An 18,231-nucleotide genomic window follows, 5' to 3' on the forward strand; every position below is an offset into this window, starting at 1 on the left:
AAGTCACAGTCATCTATGCGCAACAGGCTGCGGTCATGTCTGTTTCGCGCAGAACGCTGCTCTTGACCACCGCCGGCGCGGCCACCGTGATCCCGCTCGCCGGGGCCGGTGCGCCCTACCGGGGGCCGCTGCGATCCGACCCGTTCACCCTCGGCGTCGCGTCCGGCGACCCGGACCCGGACGGCTTCGTGCTCTGGACCCGGCTCGCGCCCACCCCGCTCGCCGAGGACGGCCTGGGCGGCATGCCGTACCGGAACGTCGCCGTGACCTGGGAGCTCGCCGCCGACGAGAGGTTCCGCAAAATCGTCCGCCGCGGGGTCGCCGTGGCCCGCCCGGATCGCGGGCACAGCGTGCACGTCGAGCTCGACGGCCTGTCGCCCGGCCGGGAGTTCTTCTACCGGTTCCGCGCCGAGCGGTACACGTCGCCGGTCGGCCGCACCCGCACGGCGCCGGCCCGGCACGCGCAGGTCGGCGCGCTCGCCATGTCGTTCGTGTCCTGCTCGCAGTTCGAGCACGGGTACTTCACGGCGTACCGGCGGCTGGCCGAGGACGAGCCGGAGCTGATCCTGCACCTGGGCGACTACCAGTACGAGTACGCGCCGGACACCTACAACATCCCCGGCGGCAATCCTCGCGACCACGAAGGACCGGAGACCGTCACCCTGGCGAACTACCGGCAGCGGCACGCCCAGTACAAGACCGACCCGGACCTGCAGGCCGCGCACGCCGTGGCGCCCTGGGCCGTCGTCTGGGACGACCACGAGACCGAGAACAACTGGGCCGACGAGGTGCCCGAGCAGGCCGATCCGGACTTCCTGGCTCGCCGGGCCGCCGCGTTCCAGGCGTACTACGAGAACATGCCGCTGCGCCGTACCTCGGTGCCGCGCGGCATCGACATGCAGCTGTACCGCCGGCTGCACTGGGGACGCCTCGCCACCTTCCACATGCTCGACACCCGGCAGTACCGGGACGACCAGGGTTGCGGGGACGGCTACAAGGACTGCCCTGCCGCGTACGACCCGGCGCGCTCCATCACCGGCCCGGAGCAGGAGAAGTGGCTGCTCGACGGCTTCCGGCGGTCGACGGCGCGCTGGGACGTACTGGGCCAGCAGGTCTTCTTCGGTCAGCGGGACAACAACGCGGGCCCGCAGAAGGTGCTCAGCATGGACTCCTGGGACGGATACCAGGCGTCCCGTGACCGGATCACCCGCGGCTGGGTGGACGCGGGCGTCCGCAACCCGGTCGTGCTCACCGGCGACGTGCACGCGCACTGGGCCGACGAGCTGAAGCTGGACTACGACGACCCGACCTCGAAGACCGTCGGCACCGAACTGGTCTGCTCCTCGATCACGTCCGGCGGCGACGGCGCCGACGTGCCGGCCGGCACGCACCCGTGGGCGGCCTGGAACCCGCACCTGCGCTTCTACAACAACCAGCGCGGGTACGTCCGGACCACGATCACCCGGGATGCGCTGACCGCGGACTTCGTGACCCTGCCCTACGTGACGACAGCGGGCGCGCCGGCGCACACCCGGGCCACGTTCGTCATCGAGGACCGGGTGCCCGGCCTGCACCAGATCGTGGACGACCCGACGCCGTCCGCGTCGCTGCGCTCGGCCGGCGATCTGGGCGCCGCCACTGTGGAGCAGGAGACCAACCGGCCCTAGAAGGCTTCACCGGGCCCGCCGGAAGCGGCGGGCCCGGCTCGGCGGCACGTCCGGGTTCAGAAGGTACGGCGAGAGCCCGAACCCGAGCACCTCGTGCAGCAGCCCGGCCAGGTGGTGCCGGGGCTCGGCGGCGAGGGCCCGGTCCACCGCGACCCGGGCGAGCGGCCCGTTCCCGGACCGCCAGGCGGTGAAGCCGAGCAGGCACGCCGGCGTCGGGACGTACACCCGCTCGACCCGGCGCAGCACGTCCGTCCAGAGCCGGATCCGCCAGTCCTCCGGCGTCACCCGGTCCAGCGCGTAGTCCTCCACGGCCCGGTCGGCCAGCAGCGCACCGAGCCAGGCCGTCTCGTCCGCGTCGAGCTCCCGGCCGGACCGGTATCTCGTCTCCGCCTGCCGGACCGCGATCTGACCGGCCCGCCGGATCCGGCGAGCATGCCGCCTCCCGTCCCCCTCATCCGCCGCGGCGCCGGCGATCAGCTCGGCGAACCGCTTCCTGGCCCGCTCGGTGGCCTCGCCCATGGCGACCCGCTCCGGGCCGCCGATCGGCGCCACCAGGGCGGTCAGATCGCGGCGGCTCGGCAGGGCGACCTGACCGCGGAACGTCGCCTCGGCCGCGATGACGCTGTCCGGCGGCAGGCAAGGCGTCCCGTCCGGGGAGCAGCACCGCAGATCCGCGCAGAAGTAGGACCACCAGCGGCCCTCGGTCACCCGGAGGGCGTCCTTCACCCGCACCCCGGCGGCGTCCAGCGCGGTCACCAGGCCGAGCACCGCCGGCGTGGCCCGGACGGCCGGCCCGAACCCGACGACCACGAGCCACGCCGACTCCTGCCGGGCCAGCGTCCCGGCGGTCACCCGCTCGGCCTCCCGGACGCGATCGGGATCGCTGCCCGGCGGCGGTATCTCGTAGCACGCACCGAAGTCGATGTCCGGGCCGGAGAGGCCGACCACGGCGACGCTGTCGGCCGGGTGGTAGCCGAGCAGGAACGGCAGGACCGCGATGAGATCGGACGGGGAGCGGACGGTGATGGGATAAGTCATGCGGGGCAGCGTGGCCGCGCCGCGATCCGGCCCGCATGCCTCGGTCGGCGCCCTGTGGACGAGCGCGTCCTGTGGAAAACCGTCAGCTGCGGAACGGCAGCTCGTGCAGCTGCAGGCCCTCTTGGTGATAGGCGTTGCTGTGCCGGCTCAGGTCCATGGTCAGCTCGATCGAGGAGACCACGTCGTACCCGGCGGCGTGCAGGCTGCGGATCGCGTCGACGTTGCGCGACTCGGGCGAGATGGTCAGCGACGTCATGCTGCGGTTCTTCGCCTCGGCCGCGACGTGTTGCAGCAGGACCCGGCCCACGCCCTTGTGCCGGTGGGTGACCGTGACGACGACCGGGTCGACCTCGCCGGCCCGCCCCCGCATGATCAGCCCGACCATCCCGATGACCCCGTCGTCGGCGTGGTCGGCGACCCAGAGACCGGAGAGATCGAGCCTGGTCAGGTATTCCTCGAAGCCGGCGCCGTCGTCGCTGGACTGTTCCCCGTACATCTCGTTGTGCTGCCGGGTGAGCTCCGCCCACAGGTTCCGGCCCGCCGAGTGATCGCTCGGGCGATACGAACGCACAGCGACAGGGGTCATGTCGCCATCATGCCTTCGCATTGGGATGTTCGTCACCGGAAGCGCAAGATAAGCGGGTGGACCTGGCGTACCTGCGCGCGCATCCCCAGCATCTCCCGACATTTCTGACACATCAGCGGATCCGGGAGACTCCGGTGAGCGGTGGCGTGTGCACGGCGCGGCGGCTGACGCTCGACGACGGCACCTCGATCTTCGCGAAGTCCTGGCCGTCGGGTCCGGCCCCCGACGGCATGTTCACCTCGGAGGCCGCCGGTTTGGGGTGGCTGCTGGCGGCGGGCGCGGTCGACGTACCCGAGGTCTTCACCGCTCTTGAAGATCTTCTGGCTCTCGAATGGATCACGCCCGGCTCGCCGTCGCGGTCGGCGGCCGCCGATTTCGGGCGTGGGCTGGCGCGGACGCATCGCAGTGGGGCTCCCGCGTTCGGCGCCTCCTGGCCGGGATGGATCGGGCCGCTCCCGCTCGACAACACGCCCTCCGCAGGCCCCTGGGGATCGTGGTTCGCGACCCGCCGCCTCCTTCCCTACCTGCGGCTCTCCGTTGATCGAGGCGCCCTTTCCGCGGATGACGCGACGGTCGTGGAGGAGATTCTCAAGACCATTGATGCGTACGGGGGGAGCGAGCCGCCCGCCCGCGTCCACGGCGACCTGTGGCCCGGGAACCTGCTGTGGGGCGCCGACGGCCGTTGCCGGCTCGTGGATCCGGCGGCCCACGGCGGCCATCGGGAGACCGACCTCGCGACGCTGGCACTCTTCGGCGGGGCGCCCTTCCTCGACGTGATCCTCGCGGCCTACCGGGAGGAGTGGCCGCTCGCCGACGGATGGGAGGCGCGGGTGCCGTTGCACCAGCTGCATCTGCTGCTCGTGCACACCGCCGCGTTCGGCGGTTCCTATCGCGGCGCGGTCATGGCGGCGGCCGATAGGGTCCTCCGCTCCTGAAACCCGCCGTCCACACAGCGATATGCGTAACGGCGATGTGCGCCCGGAGCGGCTAGATTCGATCCGTGAGCATCTCCGCTTCCGACCTCGCCCTCGCGCGGTGGTCTCGGTGACCGTGCTGGCCGACCGGTTCGGCCGGATCGCGACCGACCTGCGCGTCTCCCTGACCGACCGGTGCAATCTGCGGTGCACGTACTGCATGCCCGCGGAGGGTCTGGCCTGGATGCCGCAGCCCGACCAGCTCACCGACGACGAGGTGAGCCGGCTCGTGCGGATCGCGGTGGAGCAGCTCGGCGTCACCGAGGTCCGGTTCACCGGCGGCGAGCCGCTGATCCGCCGCGGCCTGGTCGGCATCGTCGCGGCCGCCGCGAAGCTCACCCCCAGGCCGAAGCTCTCGGTCACGACGAACGGCATCGGCCTCGACCGGATCGCCCCCGCGCTGAAGGAGGCCGGCCTCGATCGGGTGAACGTCTCGCTCGACACCCTCGACCCGGCCCGCTTCCACACGCTGACCCGCCGCGACCGCCACGCCGACGTGCTGTCCGGCCTGCGCGCCGCCGTCGACGCCGGGCTGACCCCCGTGAAGATCAATACCGTGCTGATGCGCGGGGTCAACGACGACGAGGCCGCCGAGCTGCTGAAGTTCGCGCTCGACCACGGCTACCAGTTGCGCTTCATCGAGCAGATGCCCCTCGACGCCCAGCACCAGTGGGACCGGCACGAGATGGTCACCGCCTCGGAGATCCTGGCCGCCCTCGAGACGTTCGACCTCCGTCCCGACGATGTTTCACGTGGAACGGCGCCGGCCGAGACCTGGCTGGTCCCGGGCTACCTCGACGCGGCCGGCCAGCCCGCCCGGGTCGGCGTCATCGCCAGTGTCACGCGGCCGTTCTGCGGGGACTGCGACCGCACCCGCCTCACCGCCGACGGCCAGGTCCGCAACTGCCTCTTCGCGACCGAGGAGAGCGACCTCCGAGCCCTGCTCCGCGGCGACGCCACCGACGCCCGGATCGGCGAGGCCTGGCGTACCGCGATGTGGGGCAAACGAGCCGGCCACGGCATCGACAACCCGGCCTTCCTCCAGCCGGCCCGCCCCATGTCCGCGATCGGAGGCTGACGGTGCTGACAGTCCGCTACTTCGCCGGGGCCCGAGCCGCAGCCGGCGGCCTGTCCTCCGAGCCCGCCGAGGCCACAACCCTGGACGAAATGACCCAACTCCTAGCCGATCGCCACGGCGAGAAGCTGGCCCTGGTCATGAAGGCAGCAAGCTTCCTCGTCGACGGCCTCACCTGCCACGACCGAGAAGCCGCCCTGCCCCCGAACGCCACCATCGACGTGCTGCCCCCCTTCGCAGGCGGCTGATCCACCTCACCCCGCCGCCGCCCGCCCAGCCGCCGGCCCCCAGCTGCCGCCCGCCTAACTGCCGTGCCCGCTCATCTCGCTGGCGACGCTCCCTTGCCGGACATTTCGCATTTGTCAGGCAAGGGATGGAAGCTCGCCGGTCTGGCTGACCTGATCGGCATCGACCGCCTCGACTTCGCCCGACATTTCGGATATGTCGGTCGAGGAGCGAAGGCAGCGCGGGCGGCAGCGTGCCGGGAGGTCAGTCGCGGCCCTGCCAGGTGGTCACGCAGATCTCGTTGCCTTCGGGATCGGAGAGGATCCAGAAGGACGGGGAGCGGCGGTCGGAGAGTAGGCGGCCTCCCGCTACCAGGGCGGCGGCTATTCGGGCCGGGGCCTCGTCGTGCGGGACGCAGAGGTCCAGGTGGATGCGGTTGCGCTGGCGTCTCGGCTCGGTCATCTGCTGGAACCAGACGGCCGGGCCCTGGCCGATCGGGTCGACCAGCGGGTCGGCCGGGCCGGCTCCGGGCAGGGGGTCGGCGTAGCCCAGGACGGCCTTCCAGAACGGCCTGATCGCGGGGATGTCGAGCGCGTCGATGGCCAGTTCGAGCTCCTGCACCGAGCGGAGGTCGGCGTCGATCGCCGGTTCGGTGTGCAGGCCCAGGGCCTCGACCATCGCGGTGATGCGGTGGGCCAGTTCGACGTCGCGATCGGTCAGCGCGGCGAACTCGCGGGTCTCCAGCACGAACTCGACCCGGTTCGGCCTCAGGTCGGTGCGCAGGTGACCGTCGGCGTGCTCGCCGCACGCCTCGACGGCCCGGGCCGCGAGGGACACCGCGTCGGTGAGCGAACCCACCCGTACCGAAGTCCGCAACGTCCCCAGCAGGAACCGCCACCCGTGCCCACTGACCGCGTCCGAAGCCTCACCACGGCTCAACATCCGTTCCACGGGGCCAGCCTCCCAGCCCGCCGCAACCCCGGTCGGGGACACTGGTCCGGGCAGGCCGGTACGGGGGAGGAACTTCCGAGTTGCTGTTCTACGCGTTCGTCGTGGCGGGCATCGTCGTCGTCCACCTCTATCTGTGGAAACGACTGGTCGCCGACACGATCCGGCCGGGATGGCGGCGCCGGGCCGGCACCGCCGTCATGGTGATCCTCGGCGTCACGGTGGCGGTCACCCTGTTCGGGGTGCGGAACGGATACGTGCAGTGGCTGGGCCCGCCCGGCTACCTGTGGGTCGCGGTGATGTTCTACCTGATGGTCACGCTGGCCGTCCTGGAGGTTCCGCGATGGGTCATCGCGCGACGGCGGAGGGCTTCCCCCCGTACCCGAGGGGAAGCGGAAGCCCCGGCAAGCGCAACCGACAGAGCGGGCGTCGAAAGACGCCTGGTCCTCGCGCGCGGAGCAGCGATCTTCGCGGGACTCACCGCCACCGGCATCACCACCTACGGCGTGCGGACCGCGGCCGGACCTCCCCGGCTCGACCGGTTCCAGATGCCGATGAAGAAGCTGCCGCGGACGATGGACGGCTACCGGCTCGCGGTCGTCTCGGACATCCACATCGGGCCGCGGACCGGCGTGGAACACGCGCGGCGGATCACCCGCATGATCAACTCAATGGACGCGGACGTCGTCTGCGTCGTGGGTGATCTCGTCGACGGGACGGTGCCGCAGTTGGGACGGTTCGTCGAGCCCCTGGCCGGCCTGCGATCGCGGAGGGGCACCTACTTCGTGACCGGCAACCACGAGTACTACTCCGGGGTCGAGGAGTGGATCGGCGAGGTGACCGAGCTGGGGATGCGGCCGCTGCTCAACGAACGGGTGGAGATCGACGGTCTCTACCTGGCCGGGGTGAACGACTACGACGCGGCGGAACACGGCGGCGAGCCGGCCGACTACGCCCGCGCGCTCGGCGACCGGGACACGACCCGGCCCACGATCCTGATGGCCCACCAGCCGGTCGCCGCCGAGGACGCGGCGCCCTACCGGGTCGACCTCCAGATCTCCGGGCACACCCACGGCGGCCAGATGGTCCCCTTCAACCTGCTCGTCCGCCTCGCCCAACCGGTAGTCTCCGGCTTCGGGACCGTGGACGGGGTGCCGGTGTACGTGACGAACGGCGCCGGATCGTGGGGTCCGCCGGTACGTGTCGGCGCCCCACCGCAAGTCACCCTCATCGAACTCCGTACGGCATAGCTAATCAAGATCGGTAAGTGTGTTTGAGCGTGGCGATTCGTGGCGGAACCGACGGCCGTGACAGGATGCGGGGCGTGGAGAACACCGCGGGAACGTATGTCGCGGACCTTCACATTCACTCGCGATACTCGCGGGCGTGCAGCCGTGACCTGACCCTGCCGAACCTGGCCTGGTGGGCCCGGCGCAAGGGCATCGCGCTGCTCGGCACCGGCGACTTCACCCACCCGGCGTGGTTCGAGCACCTCAAGGAGAACCTCCGGCCGGCCGAGCCCGGACTGTTCCGGCTGGCCGATGAATCCCCGGTGACGAAGCGCCTGCCCGGCTCGCTCGGCGGCACCGCGCCGGCCCGGTTCATGCTCAGCGTCGAGATCTCGACGATCTACAAGCGCGACGACCGCACCCGCAAGGTCCACCACCTTCTGTACGCGCCCGACTTCGCCAGCGTCGAGAAGATCAACACGGCGCTGGCCCGGATCGGCAATCTGACCGCCGACGGCCGCCCGATCCTCGGCCTCGACTCGCGCGACCTTCTCGAGATCACGCTGGAGTCCGGCGGCTACCTGGTCCCGGCGCACATCTGGACGCCCTGGTTCTCCGCCCTCGGCTCCAAGTCCGGCTTCGACGCGATCGCCGACTGCTACGCCGACCTGGCCGATCACATCACCGCCGTGGAGACCGGCCTCTCCTCCGACCCGGAGATGAACTGGCGGGTCTCCAGCCTCGACCGGTACCGCCTCGTCTCGAACTCCGACGCGCACTCGCCGGCCGCGCTGGCCCGCGAGGCCACCCTCTTCACCGGCACGCCCGACTACTTCGCGGTGAAGGACGGCGTCGGCCTGGCCGGCACTCTCGAGTTCTTCCCGGAGGAGGGCAAGTACCACGCGGACGGCCACCGGGCCTGCGGCGTGAACTGGGAGCCCTCCCGGACGCGCGCCTCGCAGGGCCGCTGCCCGGAGTGCGGGCGCCCGCTGACCGTCGGCGTGCTGAGCCGGGTCGAGGACCTGGCCGACCGCCCGCTCGGCTTCCAGAAGGACGACCACGTCGAGCACCTGATCCAGCTGCACGAGATCATCGGTGAGATCCACGGCGTCGGGCCGAAGTCGAAGACCGTCGAGGGCCAGCTGAACCACCTGGTCGCGACGCTCGGGCCGGAGCTGGACATCCTCCGCAACGTTCCGGTCGACGAGATCGGCAGGGCCGGCGGCGAGGAGCTCCGCGAGGCGATCACCCGGCTGCGGCGCGGTGATGTGCGGCGGGTTCCCGGCTACGACGGCGAGTACGGCGTGATCACGCTGTTCGAGCCGGGAGAGCTGCGGAATCGGGCCAGCGCGCCGCAGATGGAGACTCTGTTCGACATCTCCCCCACGCCTAAAGCGGCTGCCGAGAAGCCGAAGAGCCGCGCCAAGCCGGTCAAGGAGAAGCCGGCGCCGCCGCCGATCGCGCCGCCACCCAGCCCGCACGAGCCGTTCGAGCCGATGCTGGCCGGGATGGAGGAGGTCGGCACCGGCCTGCTGGACCGCCTCGACGCGATGCAGCGGGTGGCCGCGTCCGCGCCCGGCGGCCCGCTGCTGATCGTGGCGGGTCCCGGCACCGGCAAGACCCGCACGCTGACCCACCGGATCGCGTACCTCTGCGCCGAGCTCGGCGTCTTCCCGGAGCGCTGCCTCGCCATCACGTTCACCCGGCGGGCCGCCGCCGAGCTCGAGGAGCGGCTCGAGGCGCTGCTCGGGGACGTTGCCGAGGACATCACGGTCGGCACGTTCCACTCGCTCGGGCTCACCGTGCTGAAGGAGAACGCCAAGGCGGCCGGGCTCGGCGCGAACTGGCGGATCGCCGACGAGCACGAGCAGGCCCAGGCGCGCGAGCAGGCCGGGGTGGACGACGCGGCGTACCGCAAACTGCTCCGCCAGCAGGACCTCGTCGACCTGGACGACCTGATCAGCCTGCCGGTCACGCTGCTCCGCGAGGACCAGGCGCTCGTCGAGAAGTACCGGCGGCGCTGGCAGTGGATCTTCGTGGACGAGTACCAGGACGTGGACGAGCTGCAGTACGAGCTGCTCCGCCTGCTCAGCCCGCCGGACGGCAACCTGTGCGCGATCGGCGACCCGGACCAGGCGATCTACTCCTTCCGCGGCGCCGACGTGAAGTACTTCCTGCGCTTCAACACCGACTTCGTGGACGCCCGGCTGGTCCGGCTCACCCGCAACTACCGGTCGTCGGCGCCGATCCTGGCCGCCGCGGTGCAGGCCATCGCGCCCACCTCGCTGGTCAGCGGCCGGCGGCTGGACCCGGCCCGGCTCGACCCGGAGGCGCCGCTGGTCGGCCGCTACCCGGCACGCAGCGTCTCGGACGAGGCCGACTTCGTGGTGCGGACCATCGACGAGCTGGTCGGCGGCCTCTCCCACCGGTCGCTCGACTCGGGCCGCGTCGACTCCCGCGCCGCGGTCGCCGGCACCCTGTCGTTCTCGGACATCGCGGTGCTCTACCGCACCGACGCGCAGTCCGGGCCGATCCTCGACGCGCTCTCCCGGGCCGGCGTGCCGGTCCAGAAGCGGTCGCACAACCGGCTGCGGGACCGGCCCGGCGTCCAGGTGATCGCCCGGGAGCTGCGGCACGCCGGCGGGCCGGGCGGATCGCTCGCGGCGCGGGTCAAGCTCGCCGCGCAGGTCCTGGCCCAGAGGTACGCCGCACCGACCCTCGACGGCGAGCAGCTGGCCCCCGAGGACGTGTGGGCGGCCGCCGACCTGCTGGTGCCGCTCGCCCTGCGGACCGGTGACGACCTGCCGCTCTTCCTCCAGCAGCTGGAGACCGGGGCGGAGGTGGACGCCCTCGACCCGCGCGCCGAGGCGGTCAACCTGCTGACCCTGCACGCCGCGAAGGGCCTGGAGTTCCCGGTCGTCTTCCTGGTCGGCTGCGAGGACGGCCTGCTGCCGCTGAAGTGGCCGGGGTCGGCGCCCACCGAGGAGGACGTCGCCGAGGAGCGCCGGCTGTTCTTCGTGGGCCTCACCCGCGCCCAGGACCGCCTGTACGTCAGCTACTCGGCGAAGCGGTCCCGGCACGGCAGCGAGCGGGAGCAGTCGCCGACGCCGTTCCTCGACGTCATCGACTCGGGCCTGTTCGAGAGGCTGGGCGAGGCGACGCCGGCGAAGCCGAAGGACCGCCAGCTCAGGTTGCTGTAAGCCCGATCAGCGCGCCCGCCAGCAGGGCCGGCCCGAACGGCAGCGCCCGCGCGCCGCCGGCCCGGCGGGTGATCAGCAGCCAGCCGGCCACCACCCCGTTGATCAGGTGGGCCGCGCCCAGGCCGACCGCCACGGCCGGCCAGCCGTCGAAGCCGAGCACGAACGCCAGCACCGCGCCCAGCTTCACGTCGCCGAGCCCGAGTCCCTCCCCCGGCAGCAGGGCCAGCAGGAGGTAGGCCGCGCCGGTCAGCGCACCGGCGGCCACCGCCACGGGCAGCCCGGACGGACGCAGCACCGCGAGGGGCAGGCCGGCCACGAGCGCCAGCAACCCGACGAGCGGATCCGGCAGCCGCAGGCACCGCAGGTCGATCACGGCGAGCCGGACTCCCACGACGGCGGCGAGCGCCAGCGCCGGCAGTTGCGGCACCGGGCCGAGCCCGGCGACCAGCGCCCCGGCGGCCAGGATCGAGGAGAGGGCGGGTAACACGATCGGGGACCGTATCGCCCCGTCCGCCCCGATGGGGATCGGGTTGCCGACAACGCCCGCGATTCCGGCAAGGTCCCGTTCCGTACCGCACGCTACGGTGGCACGGAGCGTTCAGGAGGAACCCGATGTCTCATCCGTGGCCGGGCCGCAACTCCGAGGAGCCCTACTCGGAACCGTCCGACCCCTGGAGCGATCAGGAACAGCAGCCCTGGGATACGCCTCCCGCGCCGCCGCTGCCGCACCAGCAGAAGCCACCGGCGGCCTACGTGCCTCCGCAGTGGGACCGGCAGCAGCAGCCGGCCCGGCGCGGCTTCGCCATGGGCGCCCTGGTCGCCGTGCTCAGCGTGCTCGTCGGCGGCGGCATCGCGACGGCCGCCTGGTACACGTTCGGCCGGGACGACACGCCGCAGGCGACCGCACCGGAGCCGACCACGCCGGGCGGCAACGGCCCTCGCCCTCAGGCCAGTGAGGACGCCCGGTTCGCCGCGAAGGGTCAGTGCGTCCGCAACGACGGCAGCAACCTGGAGCCGAAGCTGCGCGTCGTCGCGTGTGCCGCGAACACCTACGAGGTGCTGAAACGCATCGACGGCAAGACCACCGGCGACAAGGACGCGATGTCCAAGTGCGCGAAGGTCGAGGGGTACACCAAGTGGTACTACTACGACACCGAGTACGACGACGTCGACGTGGTCCTCTGTCTCCGCGAGTATGGGCCGCTCTAGCAGAATCGCTAGAAACCCCTAGAGGGCTGTCGAGAGTGAAATCGAGCGGACTCTAGCGTTCACACTAGACAGGCCGATACTGTGCTACGCCATGGATCCCGTGCGGAACCCGTACGCCCCGGGCGCCGGTCAGCGCCCGCCCGAGCTCGCCGGCCGCGACCGTGAGCTGGACGTCTTCGACGTCGTCCTGGAGCGGGTGGCCCGCGGCCGCCCCGAGCGCAGCCTGGTCCTGACCGGCCTGCGCGGCGTCGGCAAGACCGTGCTGCTCAACACCCTCCGCTCGGCCGCGATCGGCCGGCTCTGGGGCACCGGCAAGATCGAGGCCCGGCCGGACCAGTCGCTGCGCCGCCCGGTCTCCGGCGCGCTGCACATGGCGATCCGTGAGCTGGCGCCGCACCACCGCGACCCCGACCGGGTGGACGAGGTCCTCGGCGTACTCAAGGCCTTCGCCCTTCGCGCCAACAGCGAGAACGCGAAGCTCCGGGATCGCTGGACGCCCGGCATCGACGTGCCGCCGGCCCGGGGCCGCGCCGACTCCGGCGACATCGAGATCGACCTGGTCGAGCTCTTCACCGACGCGGCCTCGCTCGCCACCGACGTGGGCACCGGGATCGCCCTGTTCATCGACGAGATGCAGGACCTCAGCGCCACCGACGTCTCGGCGCTCTGCGCGGCCTGCCACGAGCTCTCCCAGCTGGGCGCGCCGCTGATCGTGGTGGGCGCCGGCCTGCCGCACCTGCCGGCCGTCCTCTCCGCCGCGAAGTCCTACTCCGAGCGGCTGTTCCGGTACGCCCGGATCGACCGCCTCGACCGGGACGCCGCCGACCTGGCGCTGGGCGTGCCGGCCGAGCGGGAGGGCGTCGAGTACGACCAGGAGGCGCTCGACCTGCTCTACGAGAAGTCCGGCGGCTACCCCTACTTCGTCCAGGCCTACGGGAAGGCGACCTGGGACCACGCGCCGCAGACCCCGATCACCGCGAACGACGTGCAGGTCGCCGCGCCGGAGGCGGAGGCCGAGCTCGCGGTCGGCTTCTTCGGCTCCCGATTCGAGCGGGCCACCCCGGCCGAGCGGGAATACATGCGGGCCATGGCGACGCTCTCCAGCGACCCCGGCAACGACATGGACGCGGCCGTGCCGACCTCGGACATCGCGACGTCGCTCGGGCGCAAGCCGGCCAGCCTCTCCCCGGCCCGCGACGCTCTGATCAAAAAGGGACTCATCTACTCCGGCGAGCGCGGCACGGTGGCGTTCACCGTCCCGCACTTCGGCCGCTACCTCAGAACGCAACCGGTATGAGGCCGTCGCTGCGGGTATAACGAGATTCATGAAGCCCGTTCGCAGCGCCGCCCGTGCCATGCTCGCCTCGATCTTCGTGATCAGCGGGGTCCGTGTGCTCCTTCAGCCCGGCGAGGGCCGGGTCGAAGCGGCCAAGCGGGTCACCGACCCGCTCACGCCGCTGCTGGAGAAGGCGGATCCGCGCCTGCCCACCGACCCCGCGACGCTGGTCCGGATCAAGGCCGCGGCCGACGTGGTCGCCGGGGTCGCGCTCGCGACCGGGCACTTCACCCGCCCGGCCGCCGCGGTGCTCGCCGCCGGCCTGATCCCGACCACGGTCGCCGGCCACCCGTTCTGGTCCGCGCCGAAGGAGGAACGGCCCGGTCAGCAGACCCACTTCCTGAAGAACCTGGGTCTGCTCGGCGGCCTCCTGCTCGCCGCGGCCGACACCGAGGGCAGGCCGAACCTGCGCTACCGGACCACGCACGCCGCTTCCCGCAGCCAGCGCCGGCTCACCCACGCGGTGGACCGGTCGCAGCGCGAGATGAAGCGCGCCGTCCGGACCGCCAAGCGGGAGGCCAAGATCGCCGCAATGTCGGCGACCGCCGCGCGCAAGCTCCCCGGCTGAGTGGCGAGTTTGTCCGAATAACAACCTCTAAGCGGCCTTTGCGTTAAAGCGGACGAGGGGCCGCACGGTCGGTCTGCGCCTTCTAAGCTCGCTTCCGCCCGGCTACAAACCTGCCGCCCACTCTCCTCCGGTCCGTCCTTTTCGGACCGGTCGAGGGCGGGCGACAGCCGTGCCGTGCCCGGAGGACGAGACGGGGGTCGCGCCATGCCGGCAATCAACGAGGGTGCGCGCCGCGCTGCGCGCAGGCGGTTCGCACTGCTTGCGCTGGGCGGTTCGGTCACGCTGCTGCTCATCGCGGCCTGCATTCACGGGTACGGGCTGAGCACCCTGGACGTGCAGCTTTCGGCGATCCGATCCTGGATCGTCGGGGACGGGCTCTACGCGTACCGGGAAAGCGGCTCCCAAGCCGGCGCCGCCCTCCCCCCGGCCCTCGCCCTGGTGATCGCGCCTCTCGCCGCACTCCCCCTGCCGATCGCCGGCCTGCTGCTGGCGCTCGCGAGCCTGGCCGCGCTGCTGCTCTCGCTCGTCGTGCTGACCGGCCCGATGGCCCGCCGCTACGGGCGCGGGCGGACCACGCTGGTGCTGACGCTCGCGGCGCTCGCCCTGGCCACCGGCCCGGTGCGCGCCACGATCGGCCTGGGCCGGACCGACCTGATCCTCTTCGGCCTGGTGGTCGCCGACCTGCTGGCCCTGCGCCGGGCCCGCGCGTTCCCGTCCTCACCCGCAGCCTGGTCGTCTCGCAACGGGTGGCATGCCGGGGAACGGACGCCGAAGGCCTGGCTGCGGCACGTGTGGCGGACCGGCGGCTGGGCCGGCGCCGGCATCGGGCTGGCCGGCGCGCTCGCCGCCGGACCGCTGCTGCTCATCGTCTACTTGCTGGTCAGCAGGCAGCGCCGGGCCGCCCTGACCGCCGTCGCGACCGCGGCAGTGGTCACGCTCGGCTCGCTGGTGGCGGCACCCGCGGAGACATTGACCTGGTACGGCACGACGGTCTGGGAGCTCGACCGGACCGTCCCGATCAGCGATCCCGGCAACCAGTCGCTGGCCGGGGTGCTGGCCCGGCTCTACGACCTGACCGCGCCGCCGGTGCTGGTCTGGATCTCGTTCGGGGTGCTGCTGCTGGCGGTCGGCCTGATCCGCGCCCGGTCCGCGCACGCCGACGGCGACGAGACCGCGGCGTTCACCCTGATCGCGCTGGCCGGTGCGGCGGCCGGCCCGGTCACCGGTCCCGGCGAGGCGATCTGGCTGCTACCGGCCGTGCTCATCCTGGTCGACGAGGCGAACCGGCGGCGGACCGGAGCGCGGCGTCCCCGCGTCCGCTTCCCCGGCGCGGGTTTCGCGGCGCTCGCCCTGGCCGGGTGCGTCCTGCTCTGGCTCGACCCGTTCGGGGCGGTGCCCGGCAACGGGTACGCGATCCTGCTGATCGTCCTGGTCAACGCCCTGCCGTGGCGCCACGAGCCGGCCCCGCGGCCGCCGATCCGCCGCGCCCCGAAACGCCCGGCCGCGATCCCCGGGCCCCGGGGCGGATGACCCGTCAGGGGCAGTTGACCCACTCCTCGGTCCCGTCCCGGAAGACCTGGCGCTTCCAGATCGGCAGCCGGGCCTTGGCCTCGTCGACCAGCCGGGCGCAGGCCGCGAACGCCGCCGCCCGGTGGGCCGTGCTGACCGAGGCGACCAGCGCGACGTCACCGATCTGCAGGGTGCCGACGCGGTGCGAGACGGCCACCGCGTAGACGGCCGGATCCGCGGCGATCTCGTCGGCCACCTCACGGAGGATCTTCTCGGCGGTCGGGTGGCCCTCGTATTCGAGCAGCGTCACACCCTTGCCGCCGTCGTGGTCGCGCACCACGCCCTGGAAGGAGACCACGGCGCCGGCCCGCGGGTCGGCCACGGCGGCCTCGTGAGCAGCGAGATCGAGCGGCGCGTCGATCACTTCGACGCGGGCGACGAGAGACATGGTCAACGCTCCCCGGAGGTCAGCGGAAGGGGCAGGAAGGGAACCAGGTCGCCGGCTGCGGCGGACGTGCCGGGACGGACCACGACGAAACCGTGCGCGTTCGCCAGCCCGCGCAGCATCGCCGAGCCGACGTGCCCGACCGGCGTGGCGATGCGGCCGGTGGCGTCCAGCGCGGCGAGGGCCAGGTGGGTGAAGTCGCCCCGGCCCGGGACCGCGGTCGCCGCCTCGACGAGCGGCAGCGGCGGCAGCGCCCGGCCGCGCAGCCCGGCCAGCAGCGGCGCGACGAGCGAGACGAGAGCGATCACCGCGGACTGCGGGTTGCCGGGCAGGCCCGCGATGAACTTCGGGCGGTCACCCGGGATGCGCGCCAGCAGCATCGGGAAGCCGGGCCGGACCGCGACGGTGTTGACGACGTATTCGGCGCCGAGCTCGGCCAGCGCCGGGTGGAGGTGGTCGACCGGGCCGTGCATGGTGCCGCCGGTCGTGCAGACCAGGTCGGCCTCCTCGAGACCGGACCGGATCGCGTCGAGGTGGGCCTCGAGGGTGTCCTTCACCGGGCCGGTCACGCTGGTCACGGTCGCGCCGTTGCGGCGCAGCCAGCCGGGGATCTGCGGACCCAGCGAGTCGCGGACGCGGCCGGCACCGGGCGGCCCCTCGGTCAGCAGCTCGTCGCCGAAGACCAGCATCGCGGCGCGCGGCGTGGTGTGCACCGGCAGATCGGCGTAGCCGCAGGTGGCCGCCATCCCGATCACCGCCGGGTCGACCGGCGTCCCGGCCGGCAGCAGCTCCTCGCCGCTGCGGGCCTCCTCGCCGGGCAGACGCCAGTCGGGGACGTGTCCACCCCGGCGCGGCTCGCCGGAGACCCGGCCGTCGGGGCCGGTCGTCGAGTCCTCGATCCGGACCAGGGCGGTCGCGCCCTCCGGCACCATCGCGCCGGTGGCGATCTCGACGCAGACGCCGTCACCGCTGAGCGGCGGCGGCGTCCCGCCGGCCAGCACCCGGCCCTCGGGAACCCACGGGCCCGCGCCGCGCACTGCCCAGCCGTCGATGCTCGAGGTCGGGAAGGCGGGCAGGTCGGTCAGCGCCCGCAGCGGCTCGGCCAGGGTCCGGCCGTCGGCGTCGGCGAGCGGGATGCGCTCGGATTCCTTCGGCAGGTCCCGGCCCGCCCGATAGGCCAGCGACCGCGCCTGCTCCCAATCCACTGTCACCCGCAGAGCCTATCGCCGGACCGTCAGTGATCTCCGCCGTGGATCTGGTCGACGGTGTGCTTCAGGATCGGGCCGAGCACGGCGAGCCCGTCCTTCGCCCCGCCGGTGGATCCGGGCAGGTTCACGACCAGCGTCCGGCCGGCGACGCCGGCCAGGCCGCGGGAGAGCGCGGCGGCTGGCACCCGGTCCCGGCTGTACGCCCGGATCGCCTCGGCGATGCCCGGGATCTCGAAGTCGAGCAGGCCCCGGGTCGCCTCGGGGGTCCGGTCGGTCGGGGTGACACCGGTGCCGCCGCTGGTCAGCACGACGTCGACGCCGTCCCGGATCGCGGCTCTCAGGGCTTCGGCGACCGGATCGCCGTCCGGCACCACGACCGGGTCGCCGACCTCGCAGCCGAGCTCGCGCAGACCCGCGACGAGACGCGGGCCGCTGGTGTCGGAGTAGACGCCGGCCGCCGCCCGGTTCGAGGCGACGATCACCCGGGCCTTCACGGGCGGTCCGCCGGCCGCGTCCAGAGGCCGGTCTTGCCGCCCTCCTTGCGCAGGACCCGGACGTCCTCGATGCTCGCCGCCGGGTCGACCGCCTTGATCATGTCGATCACGGTGAGGCCGGCCGTCGCGACGGCGGTGAGCGCCTCCATCTCCACGCCGGTCCGGTCCGCGGTCTTGGTGGTCGCGGTGATCTCCACTGTGGTGTCCCCGGGGGTCAACTCCACGGTGACGCCGTGCAGCCCGATCGGGTGACAGAGCGGAATCAGATCCGGGGTCTTCTTGGCGCCCATGATGCCCGCGAGACGGGCCACCGCGAGGGCGTCGCCCTTCGGCAGGCCGTCCCGGCGCAACAGGTCGATCACCTCGGCGGTGGTGCGGACCCGGCCCGCGGCGACGGCGCGGCGGTCGCTGACCGACTTGGCGGACACGTCGACCATCCGGGCCGCGCCGGCCTCGTCGACATGAGTCAGCTGGAATTCCTGGGGCATACCGGGAGCTTATAGAGCGCTCGAGGTCGCCG

The 18,231-nt window shown here is 72.5% G+C and carries 18 protein-coding genes; 10 read left to right on the forward strand and 8 right to left on the reverse strand.

Annotated elements, in window-relative coordinates; all coding sequences use genetic code 11:
• Nucleotides 1-35: 35 nt before the first annotated feature.
• A complete protein-coding gene (locus AB0G10_RS24500) occupies nucleotides 36-1,667 on the forward strand; it encodes an alkaline phosphatase D family protein (RefSeq protein ID WP_360925918.1) in 1,632 nt (543 codons plus the stop codon).
• Nucleotides 1,668-1,673: 6 nt separating this feature from the next.
• Here the strand turns inward: AB0G10_RS24500 and AB0G10_RS24505 are convergent, their stop codons facing one another.
• Together AB0G10_RS24505 and AB0G10_RS24510 are read right to left on the reverse strand one after the other, a co-directional pair.
• Nucleotides 1,674-2,705: a DUF4192 domain-containing protein gene (locus tag AB0G10_RS24505; RefSeq protein WP_360925921.1), complete on the reverse strand. Its 1,032-nt coding sequence runs from the start codon at nucleotides 2,703-2,705 to the stop codon at nucleotides 1,674-1,676.
• An 82-nt stretch (nucleotides 2,706-2,787) separates the two neighbouring features.
• Nucleotides 2,788-3,291 carry a GNAT family N-acetyltransferase gene (locus AB0G10_RS24510; RefSeq protein ID WP_360925924.1) on the reverse strand — a complete coding sequence of 168 codons (504 nt, stop codon included), beginning with the start codon at nucleotides 3,289-3,291 and terminating at the stop codon, nucleotides 2,788-2,790.
• 56 nt (nucleotides 3,292-3,347) lie between these two features.
• Between AB0G10_RS24510 and AB0G10_RS24515 the strand changes: the two genes are divergently transcribed.
• From AB0G10_RS24515 to AB0G10_RS24525, 3 genes are all read left to right on the forward strand, one after another.
• Nucleotides 3,348-4,226, forward strand: coding sequence for a fructosamine kinase family protein (locus AB0G10_RS24515; RefSeq protein ID WP_360925927.1), 879 nt, complete (start codon nucleotides 3,348-3,350; stop codon nucleotides 4,224-4,226).
• A gap of 100 nt (nucleotides 4,227-4,326) precedes the next feature.
• The gene (gene moaA, locus AB0G10_RS24520; RefSeq protein WP_360925930.1) at nucleotides 4,327-5,343 is read left to right on the forward strand and encodes a GTP 3',8-cyclase MoaA; all 1,017 of its coding nucleotides are present in this window, start codon (nucleotides 4,327-4,329) and stop codon (nucleotides 5,341-5,343) included.
• 2 nt (nucleotides 5,344-5,345) lie between these two features.
• The gene (locus tag AB0G10_RS24525; protein ID WP_360925933.1) at nucleotides 5,346-5,588 is read left to right on the forward strand and encodes a MoaD/ThiS family protein; all 243 of its coding nucleotides are present in this window, start codon (nucleotides 5,346-5,348) and stop codon (nucleotides 5,586-5,588) included.
• 241 nt (nucleotides 5,589-5,829) lie between these two features.
• Here AB0G10_RS24525 and AB0G10_RS24530 read toward each other — a convergent pair whose 3' ends face one another.
• Nucleotides 5,830-6,507 carry a VOC family protein gene (locus AB0G10_RS24530; protein WP_360926459.1) on the reverse strand — a complete coding sequence of 226 codons (678 nt, stop codon included), beginning with the start codon at nucleotides 6,505-6,507 and terminating at the stop codon, nucleotides 5,830-5,832.
• Between the two features lie 89 nt (nucleotides 6,508-6,596).
• On the opposite strand from AB0G10_RS24530, the gene AB0G10_RS24535 reads away from it, so the two are divergent.
• Both AB0G10_RS24535 and AB0G10_RS24540 read left to right on the forward strand, forming a co-directional pair.
• The gene (locus AB0G10_RS24535; RefSeq protein ID WP_360925936.1) at nucleotides 6,597-7,763 is read left to right on the forward strand and encodes a metallophosphoesterase; all 1,167 of its coding nucleotides are present in this window, start codon (nucleotides 6,597-6,599) and stop codon (nucleotides 7,761-7,763) included.
• A gap of 65 nt (nucleotides 7,764-7,828) precedes the next feature.
• Complete coding sequence (locus AB0G10_RS24540; protein WP_360926462.1) at nucleotides 7,829-10,942, forward strand: UvrD-helicase domain-containing protein; 3,114 nt, start codon at nucleotides 7,829-7,831, stop codon at nucleotides 10,940-10,942.
• Here the strand turns inward: AB0G10_RS24540 and AB0G10_RS24545 are convergent.
• The gene (locus AB0G10_RS24545; protein ID WP_360925939.1) at nucleotides 10,929-11,429 is read right to left on the reverse strand and encodes a prepilin peptidase; all 501 of its coding nucleotides are present in this window, start codon (nucleotides 11,427-11,429) and stop codon (nucleotides 10,929-10,931) included. The two genes, AB0G10_RS24540 and AB0G10_RS24545, sit on opposite strands and share 14 nt — an antisense overlap.
• Nucleotides 11,430-11,554: 125 nt before the next feature.
• Between AB0G10_RS24545 and AB0G10_RS24550 the strand changes: the two genes are divergently transcribed.
• From AB0G10_RS24550 to AB0G10_RS24565, 4 genes are all read left to right on the forward strand, one after another.
• The gene (locus AB0G10_RS24550; RefSeq protein WP_360925942.1) at nucleotides 11,555-12,151 is read left to right on the forward strand and encodes a hypothetical protein; all 597 of its coding nucleotides are present in this window, start codon (nucleotides 11,555-11,557) and stop codon (nucleotides 12,149-12,151) included.
• A 91-nt stretch (nucleotides 12,152-12,242) separates the two neighbouring features.
• The gene (locus AB0G10_RS24555; protein WP_360925945.1) at nucleotides 12,243-13,448 is read left to right on the forward strand and encodes an AAA family ATPase; all 1,206 of its coding nucleotides are present in this window, start codon (nucleotides 12,243-12,245) and stop codon (nucleotides 13,446-13,448) included.
• 28 nt (nucleotides 13,449-13,476) lie between these two features.
• On the forward strand, nucleotides 13,477-14,055 hold the full coding sequence (locus AB0G10_RS24560; protein WP_360925948.1) for a DoxX family membrane protein: 579 nt from the start codon (nucleotides 13,477-13,479) through the stop codon (nucleotides 14,053-14,055).
• A 204-nt stretch (nucleotides 14,056-14,259) separates the two neighbouring features.
• Nucleotides 14,260-15,585 carry a glycosyltransferase 87 family protein gene (locus tag AB0G10_RS24565; protein ID WP_360925951.1) on the forward strand — a complete coding sequence of 442 codons (1,326 nt, stop codon included), beginning with the start codon at nucleotides 14,260-14,262 and terminating at the stop codon, nucleotides 15,583-15,585.
• A 4-nt stretch (nucleotides 15,586-15,589) separates the two neighbouring features.
• Here AB0G10_RS24565 and AB0G10_RS24570 read toward each other — a convergent pair whose 3' ends face one another.
• From AB0G10_RS24570 to moaC, 4 genes are read right to left on the reverse strand one after another with little or no spacing between them, the layout of a single operon-like run.
• Entirely contained in the window at nucleotides 15,590-16,012 is a 423-nt protein-coding gene (locus AB0G10_RS24570) for a molybdenum cofactor biosynthesis protein MoaE (protein WP_360925953.1), read from the reverse strand.
• A 2-nt stretch (nucleotides 16,013-16,014) separates the two neighbouring features.
• Entirely contained in the window at nucleotides 16,015-17,220 is a 1,206-nt protein-coding gene (locus AB0G10_RS24575; RefSeq protein WP_360925956.1) for a molybdopterin molybdotransferase MoeA, read from the reverse strand.
• A gap of 23 nt (nucleotides 17,221-17,243) precedes the next feature.
• A complete protein-coding gene (locus AB0G10_RS24580; protein ID WP_360926465.1) occupies nucleotides 17,244-17,735 on the reverse strand; it encodes a MogA/MoaB family molybdenum cofactor biosynthesis protein in 492 nt (163 codons plus the stop codon).
• The gene (gene moaC / locus AB0G10_RS24585; RefSeq protein ID WP_360925959.1) at nucleotides 17,708-18,199 is read right to left on the reverse strand and encodes a cyclic pyranopterin monophosphate synthase MoaC; all 492 of its coding nucleotides are present in this window, start codon (nucleotides 18,197-18,199) and stop codon (nucleotides 17,708-17,710) included. The genes AB0G10_RS24580 and moaC overlap by 28 nt, the downstream gene beginning before the upstream one ends.
• Nucleotides 18,200-18,231: the final 32 nt, after the last annotated feature.

It is taken from the genome of Actinoplanes sp. NPDC023714, from assembly GCF_040639855.1.
Classification (GTDB): Bacteria; Actinomycetota; Actinomycetes; order Mycobacteriales; family Micromonosporaceae; genus Actinoplanes.